This window comes from Hyphomonas sp. CY54-11-8 (assembly GCF_000682735.1).
Classification (GTDB): Bacteria; Pseudomonadota; Alphaproteobacteria; order Caulobacterales; family Hyphomonadaceae; genus Hyphomonas.
In genome coordinates, this window is record NZ_AWFD01000001.1 from 494,883 (window position 1) to 516,843 (window position 21,961).

Below are 21,961 nucleotides of genomic sequence, written 5' to 3' on the forward strand. Positions count from 1 at the left end.
GGTTTGTTTCTTGCCGGTGGTCCGGAAGGTTTTGGCGTTACGCCATTGCCTTCACGCGAGCCGCAAGGCGCGAGACTTTGCGCGAAGACGTGTTCTTGTGCATGACGCCTTTGGTGACGGCACGCATCAGCTCCGGCTGGGCAGCCTTGAGCGCATCTGCGGCAGCGGTCTTGTCGCCCGAAGCAATGGCTTCTTCGACCTGGCGGACGAAAGTGCGCACGCGCGAGCGACGGGCCTTGTTGACCTCGGTGCGGCGCGCGATCTTGCGGACCATTTTCTTGGCGGAACGGGTATTAGCCATATCAAACTCCTGTTGCCCGAGGGGCGACCCTCAGGCTGAAGGCGCGGAGATACATAAAGGCCGGTTGGGCGTCAACCGGAGAGTCCCGTCCAATGCGGGAAAAATGCACCTGCGCGCTGTTGTCCTTACTTGTCGCGGAAATGGGCCGAACGTTTTTCGATATAGGCGGCCATGCCTTCTTTCTGGTCCGAGGTCGAGAAGAGGGACTGGAACAGGCGCCGTTCGAACTGGATGCCCTGCGAGAGTGGGGTCTCGTAGGCATAATTGACGGCCTCCTTGGTCATCATGGCGCCGGCCATGGGCATGGAAGCGATCGTGCGGGCGAGGCTGCGGGCTTCGTCCATCAGGTCCTCGGCCTTCACCACGCGGCTGACGAGGCCAAAGCGCTCGGCTTCACCGGCGTCCATCAGGCGGCCTGTCAGGCAGAGTTCCATCGTTTTCGACTTGCCGATGGCCCGCGTCAGGCGCTGGGTGCCGCCGGCGCCTGGCATCACGCCGAGGCGGACTTCCGGCTGGCCGAACTTGGCATTGTCGGCCGCCAGGATGATGTCGCACATCAGGGCGAGCTCACAGCCCCCGCCGACGGCATAGCCCGACACAGCGGCGATAATCGGCTTGCGCAGGCGGGCTGTCCGCTCCCAGTTCCGGGAGATGAAGTCCTCATAATAGGACTCCGGGAAGGTCTTGTCCTTGATTTCCTTGATGTCGGCACCGCCGGAGAAGGCCTTTTTGGAGCCGGTCAGGATGACACAGCCGACCTTGTCTTCCTGGTCGCAGCGGTCGAGCGCGCTGGTCAGGTCGTTCATCATGGCTTCGGACAGCGCATTCAGCGCATCCGGGCGGTTCATCTGGATCACGGCAACGCCGGTATCCTCGTCGAACTCTGTCAGAAGTGTTTCGTAGGGCATGGAAAGGGTATCCTTTCGGTGGCCGCGAACTGTCCTCAGGACAGCACAAGGGCCCAGTATGAGAGTATCTTGGTTAAGAAGGGATTGGCATGGCCGGACGCGCCGGCGGGTACCTCTTGTGGTTAACCGTGCATTACAGGCCGGTCATGAATTCGAGCGGCGCGCTATAACGCCGCCTGATGGGCTTGTCACCCCGTGGAGTCAGAAAGCTGTTGAGACCTGTATTCTGGCCTGCGGCGCCGCAAACCCTGTGCCAGTCTCGTGCGTACACTCTATATGAGTGACATGAGCGACACGCCTGACCGCCCGCAAGATCCTGAACGCAACCGCCTGACCGGGCGCCTCAGCCGTACGGCAAAGGTTGGCGCGAACCTGTCCGGGGCAGGGCTGACCTTCGCCGCGCAGAGCCTGTTCGGCGGCGACCAGGGCGACGAGAAGATCGCCCGCGCGCTGGCCGCCGCGCTCGGCAAGTCCAAAGGCCCGCTGATGAAAGTGGCGCAGATGCTTTCCACCGTGCCGGACCTGTTGCCGGAGAAATACGCTGCCGAATTCGCGCAGCTTCAGGCCGAGGCGCCGGCCATGGGCTGGCCCTTTGTGCGCAGGCGCATGCGGGCGGAGCTTGGTGGGGACTGGCAGGGCAGGTTCGCGACGTTCGGGCAAGAGGCCTCTCACGCTGCCTCGCTGGGGCAAGTGCACGCGGCAACACTGCATGATGGGCGCAAGGTTGCCTGCAAGCTGCAATATCCGGACATGGCCAGCGCCGTAGAGAGCGATGTCGGCCAGCTGAAGACGGTGCTCGGCCTGTTCAAGCGCATGGACGGCTCGATCGACCCGACCGCCATGGTGGAGGAGATCACCGACCGCTTGCGCGAGGAGCTCGATTATGCCCGCGAGGCCAAGCATATGGAGCTCTACGCCCTGATGCTGGCGGGGAAGGACTTCGTGCAGGTGCCGGAACCAGTAGAGGACCTTTCCACCGACCGCCTGCTCACCATGACCTGGCTGACCGGCCAGCGCCTCACCGCTTTCGAGGACGCGCCTCAGGCGACGCGCAATCATATCGCCGAAATGCTGTTCTGGACCTGGTGGGGGCCGTTCAACTCTCACGCCGTGATCCATGGCGACCCGCATCTCGGCAATTACCAGGTGACAGGGGAGGGCACAGGGCTGAACCTGCTCGACTTCGGCTGCATCCGCATCTTCCCGCCAACCTTTGTCGAAGGCGTGGTCGATCTCTACCGCGCCCTCCAGCGGGATGACTTCGATGCGGCCTATGCCGCTTATGAAAAGTGGGGCTTTGTCGGCCTTTCGAAAGAGCTGGTCGAGGTGCTGAACATCTGGGCGCGCTTTATCTATGGCCCGCTGCTGGACGACCGCGTGCGTTCTGTCGCCGATGGGGTCACCGCCGGGGAGTATGGCCGCAAGGAGGCCTTCACGGTCCGCAAGCTGCTCAAGGAAAAAGGCCCGGTGAAGATCCCGCGCGAGTTCGTCTTCATGGACCGGGCCGCCATCGGCCTCGGCGCCGCCTATCTGCGCCTTGGCGCAGAGCTCAATTATTGCCGCCTGTTCGAAGAGAGCCTCGAAGGCTTCTCGGTGGAGACTGTTGCAAAAAGACAGGCCGACGCGCTGGCAGCGGTCGGCCTGAACTGAAGCTTGTGGGCGAGGGCCCTAGTTCATCTTGAATTTGATCGGGATCGATTTCGGGCCGGAGACGAAGTTCGCCTGGACGCGGCTCGGTTTGCCGTTCAGTTCGACCGACTGGAGGCGCGGCAGTAGCTCTTCCCACAGGATGCGCATTTCCATCCGGCCGAGGTGCTGGCCGAGGCAGACATGCGCGCCATAGCCGAAGGCGACGTGCTTGTTCGGTGTGCGGTCGATCTTGAAGGAATAGGGATCGTCGAACACATCCTCATCGCGGTTGCCGGACGGATAGGACAGGAACAGCCAGTCATTTTTCTTGATCTGCTTGCCGGCGACCTCGGTGTCTGCGGTGGCGGTGCGCATGAAGTGTTTCACGGGCGTTTCCCAGCGGATGGATTCTTCCACCATGGACGGGATCAGCGAGAGATCGTCCTTCAGTTTACGGAACTGGTCCTGGTTCTCGGCAAGGGCCCAGAGCGCGCCGCCGGTCGTGTTGGACGTCGTGTCATGTCCGGCCGTGGCGGCGATGATATAGTAGGACATGGCTTCGAGGTGGCCGAGCGGCTTGCCATAGACTTCGCCGTTCGCGATCACGCTGGCGAGGTCTTCGCGCGGGTTCTTGCGGCGGTCTTCGGTCATCTCCACGAAATAGGTGAAGAAGTCTGCGACAGTGGCCTGGATGTTGGCGAGGCCGGTATCGGAGTCGGTGACTTCTGCGCCGGAACGGTTCACTTCCGGATCCTGCGCGCCGAACAATTCCTGCGTCAGTTTCAGCATGCGCGGCTCGTCGATCTCCGGCACGCCCAGCACTTCCATGATGACGTGCAGAGGATAGAGGAAAGCCACGTCGCGGGCGAAGTCGCACTCAGTGCCCTTGTCGGCCATCTTGTCGATGAAGCCGCGGGCGATCTCGCGGATGCGGTCTTCCAGCTTGCGGAGGTTCTGCGGCATGAACCAGGCCTGCGTCAGGCGGCGGTACTGCATGTGGTCCGGATTATCCATCTGCACCAGCGAGCGGAGCAGGTTGGGCGAGCCGCCCATCATCTCGCGGACCTTCTTGTCGGTCTCGATATTGGTCAGCGTCGCCGAGCGGTCTTCATTGTGGAAGAGGTCGTTCTGCTTCTCGATGTTCTGGATGTCGGCATGTTTGCTGACCACCCAGAATGGATCGAAGCCCTCGATCTCGGCGACATCCAGCGGCGCGTTCTTGCGCAGCCAGGCAAAGGCCTCGTGCGAGCGATCCCAGTCGGCATAGGCCTTCGGATCGACAACGGCTTCGGCGATATGGGCGGGTATGGTCATGCTTTCCTCCGGTGGTGGGAGCAGCTCCCGGCTCCCGGTTGGAACAGCATTTAACATATACTTGCTATACAGCCAACAAATATGTTAGGCGGTATTATGTCCCAAGCGTCCACAGCCTCATCGACCGATCCTGCCGCCGCCCAGGGCGGACGGCTCACGCAGGCTGAGCGGCGTGAACGGTCCGAACAGGAATTGCTGGAAGCGACGATGCGGGTCGTGTCCGCCAACGGTGTGGCAGCCGCGACGTTTGATGCGATCGGCAAGGAGGCGGGCTATTCCCGCGGCCTCGTCACGCAGCGCTTCGGGTCCAAGGACGGGCTGATCCGCAGTCTCATCGCTGCCCTGCACGGCTGGCAGCGCGAAGCGCTGGAGGCGGCAGACGTGGAGCGCATGGATGGCCTCGCGGCCCTGTGCGCCTTTGTCGAGCTGCACTGCCGGTCGCTGGACGGGCGGGAAGAAGACAAGGCCTATTACATGCTGCTGGCCGCAGCAGTTGCCGACCGGCTGGAAACCCGCGCGGCCTTCGCCGAGTCCCACGAGGTGGAACGCGTGCTGATCCGCAGCCTCATTGAGCGCGGGCAAGCCGAAGGCAGCATCCGCAAAGATGCCGACGCCGACGCGACCGCCCTGATGGCGGGCTGCGCGCTGATCGGCATTCGCATGCAGAACATGATCGACCCGGGCACGGACATCGCACCCATCAAGGATGCGCTGGTCCAGTCATTGCGCGCGCGCCTGGCACCGGTCTGAGGAGGAGGGAAGGAATGAGCGAGGCACCTTACAAGGTCTGGCAGTGCCGCACCTGCGGCTACATTTACGAAGAAGAACATGGCGACCCGACAGAAGGGCTGGCGCCCGGCACGCGCTGGGCCGACATTCCGGAGGATTGGGTCTGCCCGCTCTGCGGCACGCCCAAATCCGATTTCGACATGATCGAGCTCTGAAGAATAGCGTCAAAACAGGCGAATTATTTTCTACACTGAGTAGGACTGCGCAGAAAAATCATCCCCAAAATCAAGTGATATGCGAAATAGTTAATTTGTGTTAACTATGTCGAATAAAAAATAAGGGAGGAAATATAATGCGTTTGATCCATTCACTGAAAATCACCGGCGTGGCGCTCACCGTCGCGCTGGCGGGCTGTATCACCAGTGCGACCGCACAGGAGCCGGCCGCAGAGGCTGCCACAGCCGATGATGGTTATCCGCTGGTCAGCGGCGACTTCTGGGAAATCACGGGCGTCGACATCAAACCCGGTGGCGGCCTCTATTATGCCAACCATCTGGCGGACCGCTGGCGTGCTTCGCAGGAGTTCGCCAAATCGCAGGGCTGGATCAAGGGCTACATGGTCTTCGGCAACTATTATAACCGGGCTGGCGAGCCGGACCTTTATCTCGTGACCATCATGGAGAAGATCCCGAGCGGGCCGGAATCCGAAGCGCAGTATGCGGCGTTCCGGGAGTGGGCCGAAGCGTCTACGGAACAGCTTGTTTCGGAAAATGCCGACCGGGCGGAGTTCCGTGAAATCACCGGAACGACCCTTCTGCAGGAAATGAATTTCCGCGACTAGGTTTTGGGCCATCGACAGAAGCCGCCGGTTTGCGCCGGCGGCTTACCGTTGTCTGCCGTATTTGTGTTCCAGTGTAAGCTTGATCCCCGGGGCCGGGAGTTCTACGGGTGCGGTTCAATTTGGCATACAGCAGGGACGGGCGACACAAGTGACCAGGCTTCGCTCGATGGTCTGGACGGCAATCATTGTCGCCGTCGCTTACCAGTTCCTGGTCATCCTGCCGGCGATCGTTGTCCATGGCCTGATGCCGGGCATGTCGATCATCACGCTGTCCGGCATTGCCAATGTCCTGACCGTGATGGCGATCTATGGCTATCTCAAGGTTCAGGGGGTGGCTGACGAAGTGGCCGAGCCCGGCGACATGAACCTGATGATCGTGCTATTCGCCGTCGTGGTGGCCATGATCGCGGTTGCCCTTGCCACCTTCATGGCTGACCTTCTGGCCACGATGTTCGGACCAGGGGGGCTGAGCGTCAGTGACAGTTTTACGCAACAACTGCAGACCGGCCGGCGGGCGGAAATCCTGTTTGCTGTGGTTCTGGTCGCCCCTTTTGCGGAAGAGTTCGTCTATCGAGGGCTGGTCATGGGCGTCCTGCTCGCCCGCGGCTGGTCGCCGTTTTCAGCAGCAGGCCTCTCGGCCGCGATCTTTGCCATCCAGCATATCCAGTATGGCTGGATCGGCATCCTGATGGTGATGATGTACGGCATGGTGCTGGGCCTACTGCGTGTGGCGAGCGGCGGCCTGTTCCTGCCGATCATGGCGCATTTGTTCATCAACCTTATCTCGCTGACGATGTGACGCGCCCAGTGCAGCGCCCCTTCGTTGGGGGAGGGCTGGCAAATCCCGGCGGACAGCGCTAAGCGGTCGCCATGACTGACGATCTTTCACGCAACCAGACATTCGACCTGCCGGAAGGCTACCAGATGCTGCCCTGGCACCGGGGTTTTGGCCGCCAGGTGGGTCCGCTGTTCGAGAAGCGGGACGAGACGGGCGGCCTGACCCGCGCCTTCCGTGTCGAGGAGCATCACACCAACGGCATGATGAATGCCCATGGCGGCATGCTCATGACCTTTGCCGACATGGCCTGGGGCGCGGCGGTGGAGAAGGATGACGACACCTGGTGGGTGACGGTCCGCCTGATGTGCGACTTCCTGTCGGGCGCCAGCATGGGCAGCTTCGTCGAAGGCAAGGGCCATGTAATCGGCCGGCAGGACGATGTCTTCACGGTCGAGGGGAAGATCTGGGCCGGTGACAAGCTGCTGATGCGGGGCACGGGCATCTTCAAGGTGATCGAGCGCCGGGACGGGCAGCAGAAGCCGTTCACACGGCAGGAACAGAACGCCTGAGCTTTCGGTTGACTTTGCCGGGCCGCCCCCGTATCGGCCATTTCGTAATGAACACTGCACTGAACCACCATCACCATCATTCGTGACGCGCCGACGAGGCGCGAACCGATCCGGCTGCGCCTCTGCTAAAGTGTTCCCCCGAAGAACCAGACCAGACGAGGCAGGCCACCGCCGGGGCGTGCCTGATGTTGACGTGTCGCCTTCCAATCCGGACCAGCACCGACTATGCGGTGCGCAAACACGACTAAGAGCGACCCCAAGAGCGAAACATGAGCGACAAAGACAGCCAGCCTCTCTCCGGCAAAGACCTCGCCCGCAAGCCGCGCGGCTTTCCCGACAAGCGCGAGGGCCTGATCCATGCCCAGGCAGAGCTGGTCGGCAAGGTCACCGCGGTTTACCGCCAGTGGGGTTTCGAGGCGCTCGACACCGGCGCGTTCGAATATGCCGATGCGTTGGGCAAGTTCCTTCCCGACGACGATCGACCGAATGCCGGCGTCTTTTCGCTTCAGGACGATGACGAGCAGTGGATCTCGCTGCGCTATGACCTGACGGCGCCGCTCGCGCGTTTTGTGGCAGAGGCTGGCCAGTCGCTCGGCAAGCCGTTCCGCCGTTATGCTGCCGGGCCTGTCTGGCGCAACGAGAAGCCAGGGCCGGGGCGCTTCCGCGAATTCTGGCAGTGCGATGCGGACACAGTTGGCGCACCGGGCTTCCATGCCGATGCCGAGATGATCGCCATGGGCGCCGAAGCCCTCCGCGCCGTGGGCATGGAGACGGGCGAGTTCGTGCTCCGCGTGAACACGCGCCGCCTGCTGAATGGTGTGCTGGACGGGGTGGGTGCCTCCAGCGCTGAGACGCGCCTCGCCATCCTGCGCGCGCTCGACAAGCTGGACCGGCTCGGGTCTTCCGGCGTTGCCGACCTGCTGGGCAAGGGCCGCATGGATGAGAGCGGCGACTTCACCAAGGGTGCCGGGCTGGATGCGGACAAGGTGAAGACGGTGCTCGCCTTCGCGGAAGCCGGTGCGGCAACGCGGGCCGAAACGCTGGCCAATCTTTCGAAAGCCACAGGTGCGACGGAAGAGGGCAAGGCGGGCCTTGCCGAACTGGAAGCCATCGCGCTCGCGCTCGATGCGCTGGGCGCGCCGGAAGGCGATGTCGTGATCGACCCGTCGGTCGTGCGCGGCCTCGAATACTATACCGGCCCGGTCTATGAGGCCGAGCTGCTGCGAGAAGTGACCGGCGAAGATGGCAAGACCTATCGCATTGGCTCCATTGGCGGCGGCGGGCGGTATGACGACCTCGTCGCGCGCTTCACCGGCGAGACGGTTCCGGCGACGGGCTTCTCCATCGGAATCTCCCGCCTCGCGTCCGCCCTGCAGATCATGGGCGAGACAGGCAAGCTGGACGGCCCGGTTGTGGTGTTGAACCTCGACAAGGAAAATCCGTCCACGGCACTCTCCATCGCGACGGACCTCCGCCGCGCAGGCATCCGGGCTGAGGCGTACATGGGCGCCTCCGGCATGCGGCCGCAAATGAAATATGCTGACCGCCGCAACGCACCCGCCGTCGTCATCGTCGGCGAGGACGAGATGGCCAAGGGCACGGTGACGATCAAGGACCTTGAAATGGGTGCGCTTAAAGCGAAGGCCATCAAGTCCAATGAGGAATACCGCGAAGCCCGCCCGGGCCAGATCGAAGTACCGCGCGCAGAGATGGTTGAAGCCATCCGCCGCATCGTCGAGGCTCAGGCATGACCTATGCAGCTGTCGTGAAGGCGGCCCGGTCCCGGTTCGAGGCCTCCGGTGCCAAACCGGTGAACCCGGCCTATATCCTGCCGTCCGACATTCCGCTGGAATTGTCAGGCGAGGCGGTCCGCGCGCGACTTTGCGTGTTTACGGATCATCGCGGAAACGAAATGGTCATGCGCCCGGACCTGACCCTGCCGGTGGCGGGGCTGGAAGCAGACCGGCTCGCCGGCGGGACCAACGGCCCGAAGGCCTATTGCTATGCCGCTGAGGCCTTCCGACTGCCAGCAGCCGCTGGCGACCCGATGGAATTCACGCAGGTCGGCTTTGAACGCTTCGGGCGGGACTCCGATCCGGTCGAGGATGCCGAGGCCTTTGCGCTGGTGCACGAAGCCGTTCGCGATTGCGGTGTGGTGCCTGTGGCAATTGCCACCGGAGACCTCGCAATCTTCCCGGCGTTCATCGATGCGCTGGGCCTGCCGCGCGTCACGGCAGACCTGTTGAAGCGCGCGTTCCGGCAGGAAGGCGGCGTACGGGCGCTGGTCGAGGCATCGCCAGCGCCGATCGAGGCAGACCTTGTGCCGACGCTGGAAGCTGCCACGCTGGAAGAAGCCGAAACGGCCTTCCGGGCAGCACTGGCCGAGCGGGGCATCCCCTTGATCGGGACACGGAGCGTTCCGGAAATCATCGCTGGGCTGCGTGCCCGGGCCGCGGCGCTTGCTGCAGGCGGGGTGCCGGAAAAAGTGCGAGAGGTCATCGGCGCGCTGGCGGCGGTGAACTGCACCGCTGCCGAGGCCGCTGACCAGTTGGACGCAATCGCTGTGAAATACAGCCTGTCACGCACCTCCAGTGCGATCGACCGTGTGGCCCGGCGCATGGAACTGATCCGGGAATTGCTGCCTGAGGTGAAGGCGATCTGCCGCTTCCGGTCCGGCTTCGGGCGGCGGTTCACCTATTATGACGGCTTCCTGTTCGAGACGCTGGGGCCGAATTTGAGCGAGCGCCAGCCCATCGCTTCCGGCGGGCGGTATGACGGTCTCGTTTCCGGTCTCTCGAACGGCAAGGCGAACGCCACCGCCATTGGCGGCGTTGTGCGGCCCGACCGCGTGCTGCGTGCAAAGGGGAGGGGCGCATGACCCGTCTGTCACTCGCCATTCCGTCCAAGGGGCGGCTGAAGGAAAAATCCGAGGCATGGCTGGCCTCCGCAGGCTTCCCCGTCACCCAGATTGGCGGCGAGCGCGGCTACCAAGCCCAGATCGAAGGGCTTGGCGATGTGGAGATGCGTCTCCTGTCGGCGCGGGAGATCGCGCAAGGCCTTGTCGATGGCAGCCTGCATGCGGGCGTAACCGGCGAAGACCTGCTGCATGACCTCGCCCCGACCGGGGAGAGCGATTTCGACGTCGTGAAACGGCTGGGCTTCGGTGGGGCAGACGTGATCGTCGCCGTGCCGCAGGCCTGGGTGGATGTCGACACGATGTCCGACCTTGAAGCGGCCGGGGCTGCGTTCCGCAAGGCGCACCACCGCCGCCTGCGGGTTGCGACCAAATATATGCGCCTGACCCGGCGCTTCTTCGCGGCGCGGTCGGTCGGCGAATACCGCCTCGTCGAGAGCGCGGGAGCGACTGAAGCCGCCCCAACGACAGGTTCGGCCGACGTGATCGTGGATATCACCTCCACCGGGGCGACGCTGAAGGCCAACGGACTGAAGATCCTGTCAGACGGGCTGATTCTGAAAAGCGAGGCGGTCTTTGCGGTGTCACCGGGTGCCGTATGGTCATCTGAAGCCAAGGCCAGCCTGGAGGTCTTGTTCGCAGGTGCAGCAATTAAAGGTAAGGAATTACTAGAAAAAATCTAGGACACAATCTTGACACATCCGGAAATGCGCGGCCTTATGTCCCAGCAAGTTTCTGGGAGGAAACGCTGCAAACGGTGGGAGGCGCGGACCAAGGGTCCGCGCCTCTTCCGTTTGGGGGGTATAATTCAGGGTAAGTGAAGACCGGGCAGACCGGAGCAACGGCTCAGGTGAGGTAGGGGGCGTTTGGACATCACATCCGTCCCGCCCGGCTTCACGATTAACAATAAGTACTTATCGTTTATCGTCAAGTTCTATTATCGTTTTTCGATTAATCTTTTGTAATAGTGATCAGCCAGCTAGGGCTTCCGTCTTCCGGAACGACCCTCAGGATTCGCGTGTCGCCGTCGGGCGTGAGGGTTTCGCTGATCTCTGCGCCCGACACTTCGATCTTCAGGGAATCGGGTGCGTCATCCGGCTGATCGAGCTCGACATTGAATTCGCTGGCCCGGTCGGACGGCACAAACAGCTCTGCAGCTTCAGCCGGTGTGAGGAACCGGACCGTTCCGTCTTCCTCGATCACCATGGATTGACGCTGCGACACTTCCGGGCTGTCAGACCTCTCCGGAACGGCCGGGGCCTGCACGACATTCAGGGGCGGAGACAGCCGTCCACCAACCGACTGGGCGGCTGCCGGCAGCACAAGCAGGCCGAGCCCCGTGGCCAGGCTGGCGAGCGTCTTCATCCTCTGACTCCCGTTCATTTCAGCCGTACATAAGCGTGAATCGAACCCACTGTCACATGCACAGGTGCGCTGTGTGTTGACTTCCGGTCAGCCCCCCGTCATGCGTGGCGCCCTGAGAGAAATCCTCGCGACATCGGAAGGGCAAAAGATGAGCGATCCCCGCCAGCATATCATGCCGGTCTACCGGCCGCCAGAACAGGTCTTCGACAAAGGGGAGGGTGTCTACCTCTACACCGAAGACGGCACGCGATATCTGGACTTCATTGCAGGCATTGCGGTCAACGCGCTTGGCCATTCGCACCCGGCCATGGTGGACGCCCTGCGCGAGCAGGCGGGCAAGCTGTGGCATACGTCCAACATGTTCCGTGTACGCGGCGCCGAAGAGCTGGCCGACAAGATCTGCCGCGACACCTTCGCCGACCGCGTCTTTTTCACGAACTCCGGCACCGAAGCGATCGAGTGCGCGATCAAGTCCGCGCGCAAGTATCAGTGGGCCAATGGCCATGAAGACCGGATCGACATCATCACCTTCACGGGCGCCTTCCACGGCCGTTCGCTGGGCGCGATCAATGCCGGCGGCAATCCGAAATACCTGGAAGGCTTCGGCCCGGCGCTGCCTGGTTTCGTCCATCTCGAATGGGGCGACCATGATGCGCTGAAGGAAGCCGTGGCCCGGCCGACCGCTGCGGCGGTCCTGGTCGAGCCTGTGCAGGGCGAAGGCGGCGTGCGCGCCATGCCGGAACAGTGCCTGAAGGGCCTGCGTGACCTGTGCGACGAACACGGCGTGCTGCTGATCTTTGACGAAGTCCAGTGCGGCATGGGCCGGACCGGCAAGCTTTTCGCCCATGAATGGGCCGAAGGCGCGGCGCCGGACATCCTGTGCTCGGCCAAGGGCATCGGCGGCGGCTTCCCATTCGGCGCGTGCCTGACGACAGAGGCTTGCGGCGAGCACATGCAGCCGGGCAGCCACGGCTCGACCTATGGCGGCAACCCGCTGGCCATGGCCGTCGGCAACGTCGTCTGGGACATCATTTCGGACGAGGACTTCCTGGCAGAAGTGCGCCGCGTCTCCGGCACGATGGCGCAAAGCCTGAAGAGCATCGCCGACAGCCATCCCGACAAGGTGGAAGGCGTGACCGGCAGGGGCCTGTTGACTGGCCTGAAAATGAAGGCTGATCCGAAAGGCCTGCAGGGCGTCTGCCGCGACAAGAACCTTCTGACCGGTGTTGCCGGAAACAATGTGCTGCGTCTCGCACCGCCGCTGGTGATTACGGATGAAAACGTCCGCGAAGCTACCCGCATCATGGACGAGGCCATCGGCGAATGGGACCCGGCATAGGATCATGACGCACTGGGAAGGGTCTTGTCATTGCGGGGCCGTCCGGTTCCGCTTCGAGGCTGACATCACGGATGTCTACCAGTGCGACTGTTCCCTTTGCGCCATGAAAGGCGCGACCATGACCAGCGTTCCGAAGGATCGCTTCACGCTGGTCTCCGGTGAAGAGTCACTCAGCGAATATCGCTGGAACACCGGCGTCGCCCGGCACTATTTCTGCTCGACCTGCGGCATCTATCCGTTTCACAGCAAGCGGGCGATGCCGGACCATTACGGCGTCAACGTGAACTGCCTGAAGGGCTTCGACGTGAGCGCCATCAAGATCCGCCAGACCGAAGGCCAGGGCATGACCGTCAATCCCGACGGCGACCGCGCTGTCTGGCCGGGACCGAGAACAGAAGCGGCCGCCCGCAAAGATTGATGTGAAATTCTCCCTTTGGGGGTTCTGTCTTTGTGCCGCGCGGCTAATCTGGCGGTCAGAAGACAGAATGTCCGGGAGGAACTTTCATGCAGGCGTCAGACGATTTCGAACAGGCGACGCGGCTTCAGCCGATCGGAAAAGGGCATTGGGCTGTCGACCTTCCGGAAAGCTGGGGCCTGTGGAGCCCGGCGGGCGGATTCATCACCACGCTTGCCTTGCGGGCGACCGGTGAGGCGAGCAGCCTGTCCCGCCCGGCCAGCATGTCCTGTCATTTCCTCCGCATGGGCAAATATGCCACGGCGGAAATCCGCGTCGAGCCCGTGAAGGCGGGCAAGCGGAGCGAGCTGCTGAGAGCTGAGCTGATTCAGGAGGGTAAGACGCTTCTGCTGTGTCATGTTTGGACCGTATCCGACATGCTGCCCGGGCTGGTACATGACGATACGCAGGAAGAGCTGCCGGACCCGGAAAGCGTACCCACTTTTGAAGAACAGTATCCCGACGAACCTTCGCATCCATTCTTCCGGCATTTCGAACAGCGCCCGATCCGGGGGACGCCGCGCAAGGGTGAAGCGGCCCGCGATCCGGAACTGACCGGCTTTTACCGCTTCACGCCGCGGGCCGTGGCGGAGGATGCCTTCGCCGATGCCGGGCGCGCGATCATCCTGATGGATACGTTCGGCTGGCTGGCCCAGTATCCGGCCCATCCGACCGACGGCCCATCGCCCTGGATCGCGCCGAACATCGACTATCACTACCGCTTTCACCGTCCCACCAGTCATGCAGACTGGCTGCACATGCGGGTGCGGGCGCCGGTCGCGGAAAACGGGCTGATGGCAACCGATGGGGAAATCCGGGATGCGCAGGGCAGGCTGCTGGTGACCGGATCATCACAGCTGATGTGCCTGCCCCGGCCAGGAGGGTGAAAAGAGGCCTGAAGTTCAGGCCTCATCGTGCACCTGCTTGCGGCCGGTCACCATGGCGCGGGCGAGGTTTTCCTTGTGGGCGAGGCTTGAGGCGACGACACCGGCAAGGTGCAGGCCGACCAGGGCCAGCGTGATGTAGACGAAGGCCTTGTGCACGCCTTCGAGCAATTCCTCGGCCCCGGATTCCTCATGGCCTCCATGCTCGCCTTCCTCTCCGAAGGCAGAAGCGAGCGGCGCGAAGGTTTCTTCCGTCACGATCCCGGCCAGCGGCCCGGCATTGTCTTCAACTGCGTAGAGCGCCATGCCGGCCGATGTTGTGACCAGCAGGCTGAAGAGCAGGGCGATGACCATGGCGCCGCCCGCCGGATTGTGGCCGGCATAGTCCTTCGCTTTGCCTGAGAAAAGGCTGCGCAGGTATCCGAGGACGGCGCCGGGGCCGCGCACGAAATCTGTAAACCGCGCATGCCTTGTGCCGATCACGCCCCAGACGATGCGGACCAGCACATAGCCCGCCACGACATAGCCGGCCCATTTGTGGATGTTGAACAGGTCGTCGCCAGACAGGTAGGCGGTGAAAAACGCGATCACCAGCGTCCAGTGCCCGATACGGACAAGGGGGTCCCATACCGGGCGGGTGGGGGCCGGACGAGTGGAGGTATTGGTCTGGCTCATGCGAATGTCTCCGTCGCTACCTGCTGACCGGGAAAACCTGGCGGAAACATGGTGCCAAAACCATCCGTCAATTGACGCATTCCCTTTGCCCGCGCTTTGGGGGAGAAGGGCGTATGTCAGATGACGTATCCGGACGCAGAGGCCTTCTGGGCATCGCCGCGCTGTTTGGCGCGATTGCCCTGTTCATCGGGGCAGACTTGATCACCGACAGTGGAGAAGGCGCAGGCGCAGGGCATCTTGCGGCCGAACTGGTCGTACTGGTCGCCGCATCCTTCGGGCTGGGGGCCATGCTGTGGCGTCTCGGACGCCTGCGCCGTGCACTGGCCGATGCGCGGCAGGACGCCGGGCGCTGGCAGGCGGAAAACCGTGAACTTGTGCAAGGACTGGGCATCGCCATCGCGCGCCAGTTTTCGGCCTGGGGGCTGACGGATGCCGAGTCCGACGTTGGCCTGTTGCTGTTGAAGGGGCTTTCGCTGCAGGAGATCGCCGACCTGCGCGAGACAAGTGAACGCACGGTTCGCGAACAGGCGCGGGCCGTTTACCGCAAGAGCAGTCTTGCCGGGCGAAACGCGCTGTCTGCCTATTTTCTGGAAGACTTGCTTCCCGGAAGCGGTGGATAAGGATGTCGGCTGGCGCTCTTCGCGCGCGGCGCTAGGATCGGAACATGACCAAGATTACTGCTGCCTGTGTCCAGATGCGTTCTGGTGTGGAAGTTGCCCCGAACATTGCGGCGGCGTCCGCGCTCATCCGTGAAGCGGCCGGGAACGGCGCGAAATTCATCGCGACCCCGGAGATGACGAACCTGCTCGACATCCGCCCCGGCATGGCGCGACCGAAGATTGTGGAACAGGACGATATTCCCCTGCATGCCTTCCAGGCGCTGGCTGTTGAGCTCGGCGTGACCCTTCTGATCGGCTCGCTTGCGGTGACGCTGGAGAGCGAAGAGCGCTTCGCCAACCGCTCCTTCCTGATCGGGCCGGATGGCGGCGTGATTGCCCGCTACGACAAGATCCACATGTTCGATGTGGAGGTCGGCGACGGGCAGAACTATCGCGAGAGTCGGGCTTACCGACCGGGCGAGACGGCTGTGCTGGCCAAGGCGCCGTTCGGCGAGGTCGGCATGACGATCTGCTACGACCTTCGCTTCCCGCATCTTTACCGGAAGCTCGCGCAGGCGGGGGCGGACATCCTGACCATCCCGGCGGCCTTCACCCGCGTGACGGGCGAGGCGCATTGGCACGTGCTGGTCCGGGCGCGGGCGATCGAGACGGGCTGTTTCGTCGTTTCCCCGGCGCAGGGTGGCAAGCATGAGGACGGGCGCGAAACCTTCGGCCATTCCCTGATCGTCTCACCCTGGGGCGAGGTGATCGCAGAGGCCAAAGGCGCCGAGCCCGGTATCGTGCTGGCGGAGCTGGACCTTGATGAGGTGGCGAAGGCCCGCGCGCGCATTCCGTCGCTCGGGAACGACCGGGAAATAGACGTTACACGGATGGGCGGTTAAATGGTCGCGGCACCCGGCGCGAGCAGGCACACTGCCAGAAGGCAGAGTACAAGACATCCGAGTGCGATACGCCCAGCCATGCGCATTCCTCCGAGCCCTTAGACTGGCACGAAGTGAGGAAGATCCGGTGAAAGAGTTCTGGGAAATTTAAAGGAATTCTACCTGCCGAGGCGGCGGCGGAATTCTTCGTAGCCGAAATGCGAGACCTGTTCGACGCGGCCGTCTTCCCAGCGGATGGCGAGATTGGCGAGCGGCGTGCCGTTGAATGTGTTTGTCTTCACGAAGCTGTAGTGCATCTGGTCTGTGAAGACGATCTGGTCGCCCGGCTGCAATGGTTTGTGGAAGGAGTAATCCCCGATCACGTCACCCGTCATGCAGGTCTTGCCGCCGAGGCGGTAAGTGTGCGGTTTCTCGCCCGGCTGGCCTGCGCCGACAATGTCCGGCCGGTAGGGGACTTCCAGAACGTCCGGCATGTGCGTGGAGGCGGAGGCATCCAGAATGGCGAGATCCATCTCGTTCCAGTGCAGGGCGAGCACCGTCGAATAAAGTTCGCCCGTGTTGACGACGAGGCCAGCGCCCGGCTCGAGGATGACGTCGACGCCGAAGCGCGCCTTGAAGGCCTTGATCGCCTCGATGAGGACGTCGACATCATAACCCGGCTTGTTCATGAAGTGCCCGCCGCCGAAATTCACGGCAGAGACTTGCTCGATATATTGTCCGAACTTGTCGGCCACATGCTGGATCAGTCCGGCGGAGCCGCCGTGCAGACTCTCGCACAGGGCGTGGACATGGAAGATGTCGACGCCGGACCAGTCGACATCGGCCAGCTTTACCGGGACTTCGCCAAACCGGCTGCCCGGTGCGCAGGGATCGTAGAGATCGCCGCCGAGGGTCGCGTTGGAATAGCCGGGGTTTACGCGCAGGCCGACATGGGCGCCTGCATCGCGGGCGATGTCGCCAAAGCGCGCAAGCTGTTCGGCCGAGTTGAAATAGATGTGCTCCGCAATTTTCGTCAGGCGGCGGACTTCATCTTCCGTATAGGCCGGGGAGTAGACATGCACTTCCTTGCCGAAGCTCTCATGCCCCATGATGGCTTCATGCTCGCCGCTGGCCGTGGTGCCGTCGAGATAGTCGGTCATCACCGGGAAAGCCGCCGGCATGGCGAAGGCCTTGGTGGCCAGCAGCACCTTGCAGCCAGCCTCCTCCCGCACGCGCTTTGCCGTCTCCAGATTCTTCCGGAGGCGGGCAATGTCGAGGACGAAAATGGGAGTTGGAATGTCCGACGGCAAGGTGGTCAAATCAGGTCTCCACCGCAAACAGCTCTTCCTGGTCGCCCGGCTTCACATCGATGACGTGCCAGGGCAGGCCGCGCTTGGCGACGTCTTCGAGGAAGGGTTTCGCCGGGAATTGCTCCACATTGAACACGCCCTTGCCGGCCCATTCCCCGCGGAAGAACATGGCCGCGCCGGACACAGGCGGCACGCCCGTCGTGTAGGAGACGGCCTGGGCGGAGACTTCCTTGTTCGTCTCGGCATGGTCCGAGACGTTGTAGATCATCTTGGTCAGCGGCTTGCCATCCTTCTTGCCACGGAAGATCACGCCAATGCTGGTCTTGCCGGTATAGTTCTCGGCGAGGGAGGACGGCGGCGGCAGCAAGTCCTTCAGGAACTCCATCGGAATGATGTCCATACCCTTGTGCTTGATCGGTTCGAGGCCGATCAGGCCAATGCTTTTGAATACCTGAAGGTGCTTGATATATTCCGCGCCGAACGTCATCCAGAAGCGGATCTGCTTCAGGCCCTTGATGTTCTTCACAAGGCTTTCCTCTTCCTCGTGATAGATGAGGTAGGAATCCTTCGGACCGACTTCCGGATAGTCGATGTCGCAATTGATGGAGAGGGCGGGAATCTCGATCCACTCGCCATTCTTCCAGTATTTTCCGTCCTGCGTGACTTCGCGCAGGTTGATCTCCGGATTGAAGTTCGTGGCGAAGGTCTTGCCATGGTCGCCGGCATTGCAATCCACAATGTCGATATATTCGATCACGTCGAACAGGTGCTCCTGCGCATAGGCGCAGTAGACGTTGGTCACGCCGGGGTCGAAGCCGCAGCCGAGAATGGCGGTGATGCCCTTCTCCTTGAAGCGGTCGTGATAGGCCCACTGCCAATGATATTCGAACTTGGCCACATCGCGCGGCTCATAGTTCGCCGTGTCCATATAGTTGCAGCCGGTCTCGAGGCAGGCGTCCATGATCGGCAGGTCCTGATAGGGCAGGGCCATGTTGATCAGCAGGTCCGGTTTCACCTTTTCGATCAGGGCGACGACTTCCGGCACATTGTCAGCATCGACTTGCGCGATCTCGATCGGCGTCTTGCAGAGCGTCGCCACCTTCTCGCAACTTTCGAGGCGGCGCGAGGCGAGCGTGATGTGCTTGAACGTGTCGCGGTCCATCGCGCATTTCTGGGCGACGACCGAACCGGCAGCGCCGGCACCGATGATGAGAACGCGGTCCATGATGGGAGGGCCTCCAAAACTCTGCGGGGTTCCTGAATTGACCCGTCACATAGGGCAAACCGGGGGGCTTCGCCAGTGGAGACATGAAGGGGTGGCGCAGCGCAGGCAGATCGCTTTAGGGGGAAGAAACAAGGCTCCGCCCGCGCTGCGGCCGTGAGAAGGCTCAGGCAGCCTGCCGGTAGGTCGACAGGCGGGAGAGCTCCTCGTTTAACCAGTCATAATGGCGGGCCAGCCGCTCAACCTGCTGTAGATCGGCGTCGGGCCGGCTGGACAGCTCGGCCTGCCAGGCTTCGATCACACGCAGCTGCGTCTGCAGCCAGCACAGCATGGCGGAGTCATCGACTGGAACACACATGACACAATTCCTTGCAACTGCGAAGCATTCGCAGAAATGAATATGCATAAGCCACCCTTCTTTGCAAGTCATTCTCAAAAATGTCATAGATGGCGGATGCGATGACCTGCCTTGGGAGGGGGAACGAATGCCGGTCCTGAGGGTTGTACGCTTAACAGTCCGGCCTGTTCCCGGTGCCGGAAAACCATGAGGAGACACCAGATGACCCTTGAAGGGCTTATCATTTTTCTGCTGGTCGGCGGCGTGGCTGGCTGGCTGGCCGGGCTGATCGTGCGCGGTGGCGGCTTTGGCATCGTGGGCAATATTGCCGTAGGCATCGTCGGCGCGTTCATTGCCGGGTTCCTTTTCCCGGTTATCGGCATCAGCCTCGCCGGCGGCATTGTCGGGTCCATCGTGCATGCCACGATCGGCGCAGTGGTCCTGCTCCTGATTGTGCGTGTGCTGAAGCGCGCCTGATCTGCTCCGACAGGTGTAAACCAGCAATTCCTGCAACAGACTGGTACCGCGGGCCATAATGCGCTATGGCCCGCGCTTCCTTTTCCAGGCCCTTTAACGGGGAGACTCTCCATGGCAGGCCGTCACTTCATCGATCTCTGGCATCTCGACCATGTCGAACTGCGCGAAATTCTCGACATGGCCCACGCCATGAAGAAAGCGCGCGCCGGCTGGCCGAAGGGCCGCGTCGATGACGGCGCCCCGCTGGAAGGCCATACGCTGGCGATGATCTTCGAGAAATCCTCGACCCGGACGCGCTATTCCTTCGACATGGCGATGCGCCAGCTGGGCGGCTCGTCGATCACCACATCGTCCGGTGACATGCAACTCGGCCGGGGCGAGACGATCGAGGATACGGCCCGCGTGATCTCCCGCTATGTCGACGCGGTGATGATCCGGGCCAATGACCATTCAGATGTCGAGGCATTTGCAGAGTTTTCCTCCGTCCCCGTCATCAACGGCCTGACCGACCGCTCGCACCCCTGCCAGATCATGGCGGACCTGCAGACGCTGGAAGAGAAGGGGCTGGAGCTGCGCGGCGCGCGCCTCGCCTGGGTCGGCGACGGCAACAATGTCTGCGCGAGCTTCATTCATGCGGCGGCGAAGTTCGGCTTCTCGCTGGCCGTCGGCACGCCCGCCCGGTTTGCGCCGGACGATGAGGATCTCGACATTGCCCGCGAATTGCAGGGCAAGATCGATCTTTATGAAACAGCCGAAGAAGCCGTTGCAGGGGCAGACGTCGTCATCGCCGACACGTTCGTCTCGATGGGTGACAAGGATGCCGAGCGCCGCCTCGAAATCCTGGAGCCTTATGCCGTCACCGAAGACCTGATGGATCTGGCGAACAAGGGCGCATACTTTCTGCACTGCCTGCCGGCGCACCGGGGCGAGGAAGTTGATGCCGAAGTGATCGACGGCCCGCAAAGCCTTGTCTTCGACGAAGCGGAAAACCGCCTGCACGCCCAGAAGGCCGTGCTTCGCTGGTGCCTCGAAAAATAAGCCTCAGCCGGACTGGACCTCTTCCAGCCCCAGCGCAGATACGGCCGCGAGCGCGCTCATGACGCCGAGAATGGCGATGACGGTCGCCAATCCGGCATAACTCGCCACAAGGCTGAAGCCCCCGCCGAGGATCAGCACCATGCCGATGATTGTGTTGGAGAGTGCAGTATAGGCCGCGCGCGTTTCCGCCGTTGCCATGTCGACAAGATGGGTGGAGCGTCCAAGCCGCACGCCCTGATAAGCAATCATCAGGATAAAGATCATCACCGGCAGTCCAGCATTCGCGGCAAGCAGGCCAGCAACATTCAGGCCCAGCGTGCCGAACAGGGCAAGCGCCCCGGCAAGACCCGTCAGAATCAGGACTTTGCGGCTCGACCGGTCGGCCAGGCGGCCCCAGACATAGGAGCTGAGCAGGCCTGCGCCTGCCGAGGCGACGACCAGAAGGCCAAGGCCGCCGAACATGTTGGGCGCCGACTGCGCCTGCGTCCCCAGCGCCACCATGAAGGGTGGGGCCAGCGCGGTGGACGTGAGTAGGGCCCGCACAAGGATGAACCGGCGCAGCTGGGCATCGCGGGCCAGCAGGCCGAGATCTTCCGCAAGGCGCCGGGCCGGGCCGGAGCCCGTTTCCTGCTCGCTTGCCTCTTCGGCGATGCTGGCAAACACCACGGCGCCTGCGATCCAGAGGACGCCAGCCAGAACGAGACCGCCGGTCACCAGCGCCAGCCGGTCTTCCCCCGCAAAGGCCAGCAGGACGCCATAGGCCAGCACCGCGCCCGCGCCGATCGTCCCCGCCGTGCCGGTCGCAGTGCCGCGCCGGGATTTCGCAATCGTCTTGCCGAGCACGTCCTTGTAGGTGACCGAACAGACCGACCGGGCGAGCGCCAGCATGGCCAGTGCGCCGAGGATGACCCAGCCCGCCACCGCACCGGTCAGCAGCAGGGCCGCCAGTCCCATGGCGATGGCGGCCATGCCTTCCACCAGCGCGCCGCCTGCCCAGGCCCATTTCCGGCGCTTCAATTGGCGCAGCGCCCCGGCGGTGAACATTTGCGGGAAGAGCGCGCCAGCTTCGCGGATCGGCACCAGAAGACCCAGCAGGCCGGCCGGCGCGCCCAGCGCGGTCAGCATCCAGCTCAGTACGAGTTTCGGATCGATCAGGCCATCGGCGATCTTGCTGGCCGACAGGCTGGTGACGTGCCGGAAGAAATTGTCCGGCTCGTGTTCGCGGGCGGTATCGGAAATATCCAGATTGCCAGGCGTTTCGCTCGTTGAGGTCAACAGGCGGAAAACCGCTCTCTTCTTGTCTTGCGCCATCGCCCGGATTGCCCTCAGCCGTTCGGACCCCGAAAGGATCATGTTTCGTGCATAAAAGGCAATTGCAAAGGCCCGCCGACAGTTCC

At 62.7% G+C, this 21,961-nt stretch carries 25 protein-coding genes; 16 read left to right on the plus strand and 9 right to left on the minus strand.

The window, feature by feature from the left end:
* Positions 1 to 37: 37 nt before the first annotated feature.
* Both rpsT and HY17_RS02575 read right to left on the minus strand, forming a co-directional pair.
* Entirely contained in the window at positions 38 to 301 is a 264-nt protein-coding gene (rpsT, locus tag HY17_RS02570; protein WP_034761856.1) for a 30S ribosomal protein S20, read from the minus strand.
* Positions 302 to 426: 125 nt separating this feature from the next.
* A complete protein-coding gene (locus HY17_RS02575; protein ID WP_034761858.1) occupies positions 427 to 1,209 on the minus strand; it encodes an enoyl-CoA hydratase in 783 nt (260 codons plus the stop codon).
* Positions 1,210 to 1,494: 285 nt separating this feature from the next.
* On the opposite strand from HY17_RS02575, the gene HY17_RS02580 reads away from it, so the two are divergent.
* Positions 1,495 to 2,859 (plus strand): AarF/ABC1/UbiB kinase family protein, encoded by a 1,365-nt coding sequence (locus tag HY17_RS02580; protein WP_034762517.1) that lies wholly within the window; start codon positions 1,495 to 1,497, stop codon positions 2,857 to 2,859.
* 18 nt (positions 2,860 to 2,877) lie between these two features.
* Here the strand turns inward: HY17_RS02580 and HY17_RS02585 are convergent, their stop codons facing one another.
* Entirely contained in the window at positions 2,878 to 4,152 is a 1,275-nt protein-coding gene (locus tag HY17_RS02585) for a cytochrome P450 (protein WP_034761861.1), read from the minus strand.
* 96 nt (positions 4,153 to 4,248) lie between these two features.
* Here HY17_RS02585 and HY17_RS02590 point away from each other — a divergent pair, with 96 nt between their 5' ends.
* The 8 genes from HY17_RS02590 (at position 4,249) to hisG (ending at position 10,666) form a co-directional block, all read left to right on the plus strand.
* Complete coding sequence (locus HY17_RS02590; RefSeq protein WP_051599551.1) at positions 4,249 to 4,902, plus strand: TetR/AcrR family transcriptional regulator; 654 nt, start codon at positions 4,249 to 4,251, stop codon at positions 4,900 to 4,902.
* A 14-nt stretch (positions 4,903 to 4,916) separates the two neighbouring features.
* Entirely contained in the window at positions 4,917 to 5,096 is a 180-nt protein-coding gene (locus tag HY17_RS02595; RefSeq protein WP_034761866.1) for a rubredoxin, read from the plus strand.
* A 137-nt stretch (positions 5,097 to 5,233) separates the two neighbouring features.
* Positions 5,234 to 5,722, plus strand: a complete 489-nt coding sequence (locus HY17_RS02600; RefSeq protein WP_051599552.1) for a hypothetical protein — start codon at positions 5,234 to 5,236, stop codon at positions 5,720 to 5,722.
* A 148-nt stretch (positions 5,723 to 5,870) separates the two neighbouring features.
* A complete protein-coding gene (locus tag HY17_RS19120; RefSeq protein WP_139068872.1) occupies positions 5,871 to 6,521 on the plus strand; it encodes a CPBP family intramembrane glutamic endopeptidase in 651 nt (216 codons plus the stop codon).
* Between the two features lie 71 nt (positions 6,522 to 6,592).
* Complete coding sequence (locus tag HY17_RS02610) at positions 6,593 to 7,069, plus strand: PaaI family thioesterase (RefSeq protein WP_034761868.1); 477 nt, start codon at positions 6,593 to 6,595, stop codon at positions 7,067 to 7,069.
* Positions 7,070 to 7,338: 269 nt separating this feature from the next.
* Complete coding sequence (gene hisS, locus HY17_RS02615; RefSeq protein ID WP_034761873.1) at positions 7,339 to 8,820, plus strand: histidine--tRNA ligase; 1,482 nt, start codon at positions 7,339 to 7,341, stop codon at positions 8,818 to 8,820.
* Entirely contained in the window at positions 8,817 to 9,947 is a 1,131-nt protein-coding gene (locus tag HY17_RS02620; RefSeq protein WP_034761875.1) for an ATP phosphoribosyltransferase regulatory subunit, read from the plus strand. Before hisS ends, HY17_RS02620 begins: the two co-directional genes overlap by 4 nt.
* Positions 9,944 to 10,666 (plus strand): ATP phosphoribosyltransferase, encoded by a 723-nt coding sequence (gene hisG, locus HY17_RS02625; protein ID WP_051599554.1) that lies wholly within the window; start codon positions 9,944 to 9,946, stop codon positions 10,664 to 10,666. Before HY17_RS02620 ends, hisG begins: the two co-directional genes overlap by 4 nt.
* 268 nt (positions 10,667 to 10,934) lie before the next feature.
* Here hisG and HY17_RS02630 read toward each other — a convergent pair whose 3' ends face one another.
* On the minus strand, positions 10,935 to 11,348 hold the full coding sequence (locus tag HY17_RS02630) for a hypothetical protein (RefSeq protein ID WP_034761878.1): 414 nt from the start codon (positions 11,346 to 11,348) through the stop codon (positions 10,935 to 10,937).
* A gap of 148 nt (positions 11,349 to 11,496) precedes the next feature.
* On the opposite strand from HY17_RS02630, the gene HY17_RS02635 reads away from it, so the two are divergent.
* The 3 genes from HY17_RS02635 (at position 11,497) to HY17_RS02645 (ending at position 14,028) form a co-directional block, all read left to right on the plus strand.
* On the plus strand, positions 11,497 to 12,687 hold the full coding sequence (locus HY17_RS02635; RefSeq protein ID WP_034761880.1) for an aspartate aminotransferase family protein: 1,191 nt from the start codon (positions 11,497 to 11,499) through the stop codon (positions 12,685 to 12,687).
* 4 nt (positions 12,688 to 12,691) lie between these two features.
* Positions 12,692 to 13,105, plus strand: a complete 414-nt coding sequence (locus HY17_RS02640; protein ID WP_034761882.1) for a GFA family protein — start codon at positions 12,692 to 12,694, stop codon at positions 13,103 to 13,105.
* Positions 13,106 to 13,191: 86 nt separating this feature from the next.
* On the plus strand, positions 13,192 to 14,028 hold the full coding sequence (locus HY17_RS02645; RefSeq protein ID WP_034761884.1) for a thioesterase family protein: 837 nt from the start codon (positions 13,192 to 13,194) through the stop codon (positions 14,026 to 14,028).
* Between the two features lie 15 nt (positions 14,029 to 14,043).
* Here HY17_RS02645 and HY17_RS02650 read toward each other — a convergent pair whose 3' ends face one another.
* Complete coding sequence (locus HY17_RS02650) at positions 14,044 to 14,700, minus strand: cytochrome b/b6 domain-containing protein (protein WP_034761885.1); 657 nt, start codon at positions 14,698 to 14,700, stop codon at positions 14,044 to 14,046.
* A 113-nt stretch (positions 14,701 to 14,813) separates the two neighbouring features.
* Here HY17_RS02650 and HY17_RS02655 point away from each other — a divergent pair, with 113 nt between their 5' ends.
* Both HY17_RS02655 and HY17_RS02660 read left to right on the plus strand, forming a co-directional pair.
* Positions 14,814 to 15,320, plus strand: a complete 507-nt coding sequence (locus HY17_RS02655) for a hypothetical protein (RefSeq protein WP_051599555.1) — start codon at positions 14,814 to 14,816, stop codon at positions 15,318 to 15,320.
* Positions 15,321 to 15,364: 44 nt separating this feature from the next.
* The gene (locus HY17_RS02660) at positions 15,365 to 16,201 is read left to right on the plus strand and encodes a carbon-nitrogen hydrolase family protein (protein ID WP_034761887.1); all 837 of its coding nucleotides are present in this window, start codon (positions 15,365 to 15,367) and stop codon (positions 16,199 to 16,201) included.
* A gap of 158 nt (positions 16,202 to 16,359) precedes the next feature.
* Here HY17_RS02660 and nspC read toward each other — a convergent pair whose 3' ends face one another.
* The 3 genes from nspC to HY17_RS02675 all read right to left on the minus strand — a co-directional run bounded on the left by nspC (position 16,360) and on the right by HY17_RS02675 (position 19,070).
* Complete coding sequence (gene nspC, locus HY17_RS02665) at positions 16,360 to 17,499, minus strand: carboxynorspermidine decarboxylase (protein WP_034761889.1); 1,140 nt, start codon at positions 17,497 to 17,499, stop codon at positions 16,360 to 16,362.
* Between the two features lies 1 nt (position 17,500).
* Positions 17,501 to 18,715 carry a saccharopine dehydrogenase family protein gene (locus HY17_RS02670; RefSeq protein ID WP_034761891.1) on the minus strand — a complete coding sequence of 405 codons (1,215 nt, stop codon included), beginning with the start codon at positions 18,713 to 18,715 and terminating at the stop codon, positions 17,501 to 17,503.
* Between the two features lie 163 nt (positions 18,716 to 18,878).
* The gene (locus HY17_RS02675; protein ID WP_034761892.1) at positions 18,879 to 19,070 is read right to left on the minus strand and encodes a hypothetical protein; all 192 of its coding nucleotides are present in this window, start codon (positions 19,068 to 19,070) and stop codon (positions 18,879 to 18,881) included.
* Between the two features lie 201 nt (positions 19,071 to 19,271).
* Here HY17_RS02675 and HY17_RS02680 point away from each other — a divergent pair, with 201 nt between their 5' ends.
* Both HY17_RS02680 and argF read left to right on the plus strand, forming a co-directional pair.
* Positions 19,272 to 19,526: a GlsB/YeaQ/YmgE family stress response membrane protein gene (locus tag HY17_RS02680; RefSeq protein WP_034761894.1), complete on the plus strand. Its 255-nt coding sequence runs from the start codon at positions 19,272 to 19,274 to the stop codon at positions 19,524 to 19,526.
* A gap of 111 nt (positions 19,527 to 19,637) precedes the next feature.
* On the plus strand, positions 19,638 to 20,564 hold the full coding sequence (gene argF, locus HY17_RS02685) for an ornithine carbamoyltransferase (RefSeq protein ID WP_034761895.1): 927 nt from the start codon (positions 19,638 to 19,640) through the stop codon (positions 20,562 to 20,564).
* A 3-nt stretch (positions 20,565 to 20,567) separates the two neighbouring features.
* Here argF and HY17_RS02690 read toward each other — a convergent pair whose 3' ends face one another.
* Positions 20,568 to 21,875 (minus strand): MFS transporter permease, encoded by a 1,308-nt coding sequence (locus tag HY17_RS02690; protein ID WP_051599556.1) that lies wholly within the window; start codon positions 21,873 to 21,875, stop codon positions 20,568 to 20,570.
* Positions 21,876 to 21,961: the final 86 nt, after the last annotated feature.

Excerpts from the sequence above, each read along its gene's own strand:
- rpsT (WP_034761856.1), bottom strand. The coding sequence starts at position 301 with ATGGCTAATACCCGTTCCGCCAAGAAAATGGTCCGCAAGATCGCGCGC.
- HY17_RS02575 (WP_034761858.1), bottom strand. The coding sequence starts at position 1,209 with ATGCCCTACGAAACACTTCTGACAGAGTTCGACGAGGATACCGGCGTT.
- HY17_RS02580 (WP_034762517.1), top strand. The coding sequence starts at position 1,495 with ATGAGCGACACGCCTGACCGCCCGCAAGATCCTGAACGCAACCGCCTG.
- HY17_RS02585 (WP_034761861.1), bottom strand. The coding sequence starts at position 4,152 with ATGACCATACCCGCCCATATCGCCGAAGCCGTTGTCGATCCGAAGGCC.
- HY17_RS02590 (WP_051599551.1), top strand. The coding sequence starts at position 4,249 with ATGTCCCAAGCGTCCACAGCCTCATCGACCGATCCTGCCGCCGCCCAG.
- HY17_RS02595 (WP_034761866.1), top strand. The coding sequence starts at position 4,917 with ATGAGCGAGGCACCTTACAAGGTCTGGCAGTGCCGCACCTGCGGCTAC.
- HY17_RS02600 (WP_051599552.1), top strand. The coding sequence starts at position 5,234 with ATGCGTTTGATCCATTCACTGAAAATCACCGGCGTGGCGCTCACCGTC.
- HY17_RS02610 (WP_034761868.1), top strand. The coding sequence starts at position 6,593 with ATGACTGACGATCTTTCACGCAACCAGACATTCGACCTGCCGGAAGGC.
- hisS (WP_034761873.1), top strand. The coding sequence starts at position 7,339 with ATGAGCGACAAAGACAGCCAGCCTCTCTCCGGCAAAGACCTCGCCCGC.
- HY17_RS02620 (WP_034761875.1), top strand. The coding sequence starts at position 8,817 with ATGACCTATGCAGCTGTCGTGAAGGCGGCCCGGTCCCGGTTCGAGGCC.
- hisG (WP_051599554.1), top strand. The coding sequence starts at position 9,944 with ATGACCCGTCTGTCACTCGCCATTCCGTCCAAGGGGCGGCTGAAGGAA.
- HY17_RS02630 (WP_034761878.1), bottom strand. The coding sequence starts at position 11,348 with ATGAAGACGCTCGCCAGCCTGGCCACGGGGCTCGGCCTGCTTGTGCTG.
- HY17_RS02635 (WP_034761880.1), top strand. The coding sequence starts at position 11,497 with ATGAGCGATCCCCGCCAGCATATCATGCCGGTCTACCGGCCGCCAGAA.
- HY17_RS02640 (WP_034761882.1), top strand. The coding sequence starts at position 12,692 with ATGACGCACTGGGAAGGGTCTTGTCATTGCGGGGCCGTCCGGTTCCGC.
- HY17_RS02645 (WP_034761884.1), top strand. The coding sequence starts at position 13,192 with ATGCAGGCGTCAGACGATTTCGAACAGGCGACGCGGCTTCAGCCGATC.
- HY17_RS02650 (WP_034761885.1), bottom strand. The coding sequence starts at position 14,700 with ATGAGCCAGACCAATACCTCCACTCGTCCGGCCCCCACCCGCCCGGTA.
- HY17_RS02655 (WP_051599555.1), top strand. The coding sequence starts at position 14,814 with ATGTCAGATGACGTATCCGGACGCAGAGGCCTTCTGGGCATCGCCGCG.
- HY17_RS02660 (WP_034761887.1), top strand. The coding sequence starts at position 15,365 with ATGACCAAGATTACTGCTGCCTGTGTCCAGATGCGTTCTGGTGTGGAA.
- HY17_RS02670 (WP_034761891.1), bottom strand. The coding sequence starts at position 18,715 with ATGGACCGCGTTCTCATCATCGGTGCCGGCGCTGCCGGTTCGGTCGTC.
- HY17_RS02675 (WP_034761892.1), bottom strand. The coding sequence starts at position 19,070 with ATGTGTGTTCCAGTCGATGACTCCGCCATGCTGTGCTGGCTGCAGACG.
- HY17_RS02680 (WP_034761894.1), top strand. The coding sequence starts at position 19,272 with ATGACCCTTGAAGGGCTTATCATTTTTCTGCTGGTCGGCGGCGTGGCT.
- argF (WP_034761895.1), top strand. The coding sequence starts at position 19,638 with ATGGCAGGCCGTCACTTCATCGATCTCTGGCATCTCGACCATGTCGAA.
- HY17_RS02690 (WP_051599556.1), bottom strand. The coding sequence starts at position 21,875 with ATGGCGCAAGACAAGAAGAGAGCGGTTTTCCGCCTGTTGACCTCAACG.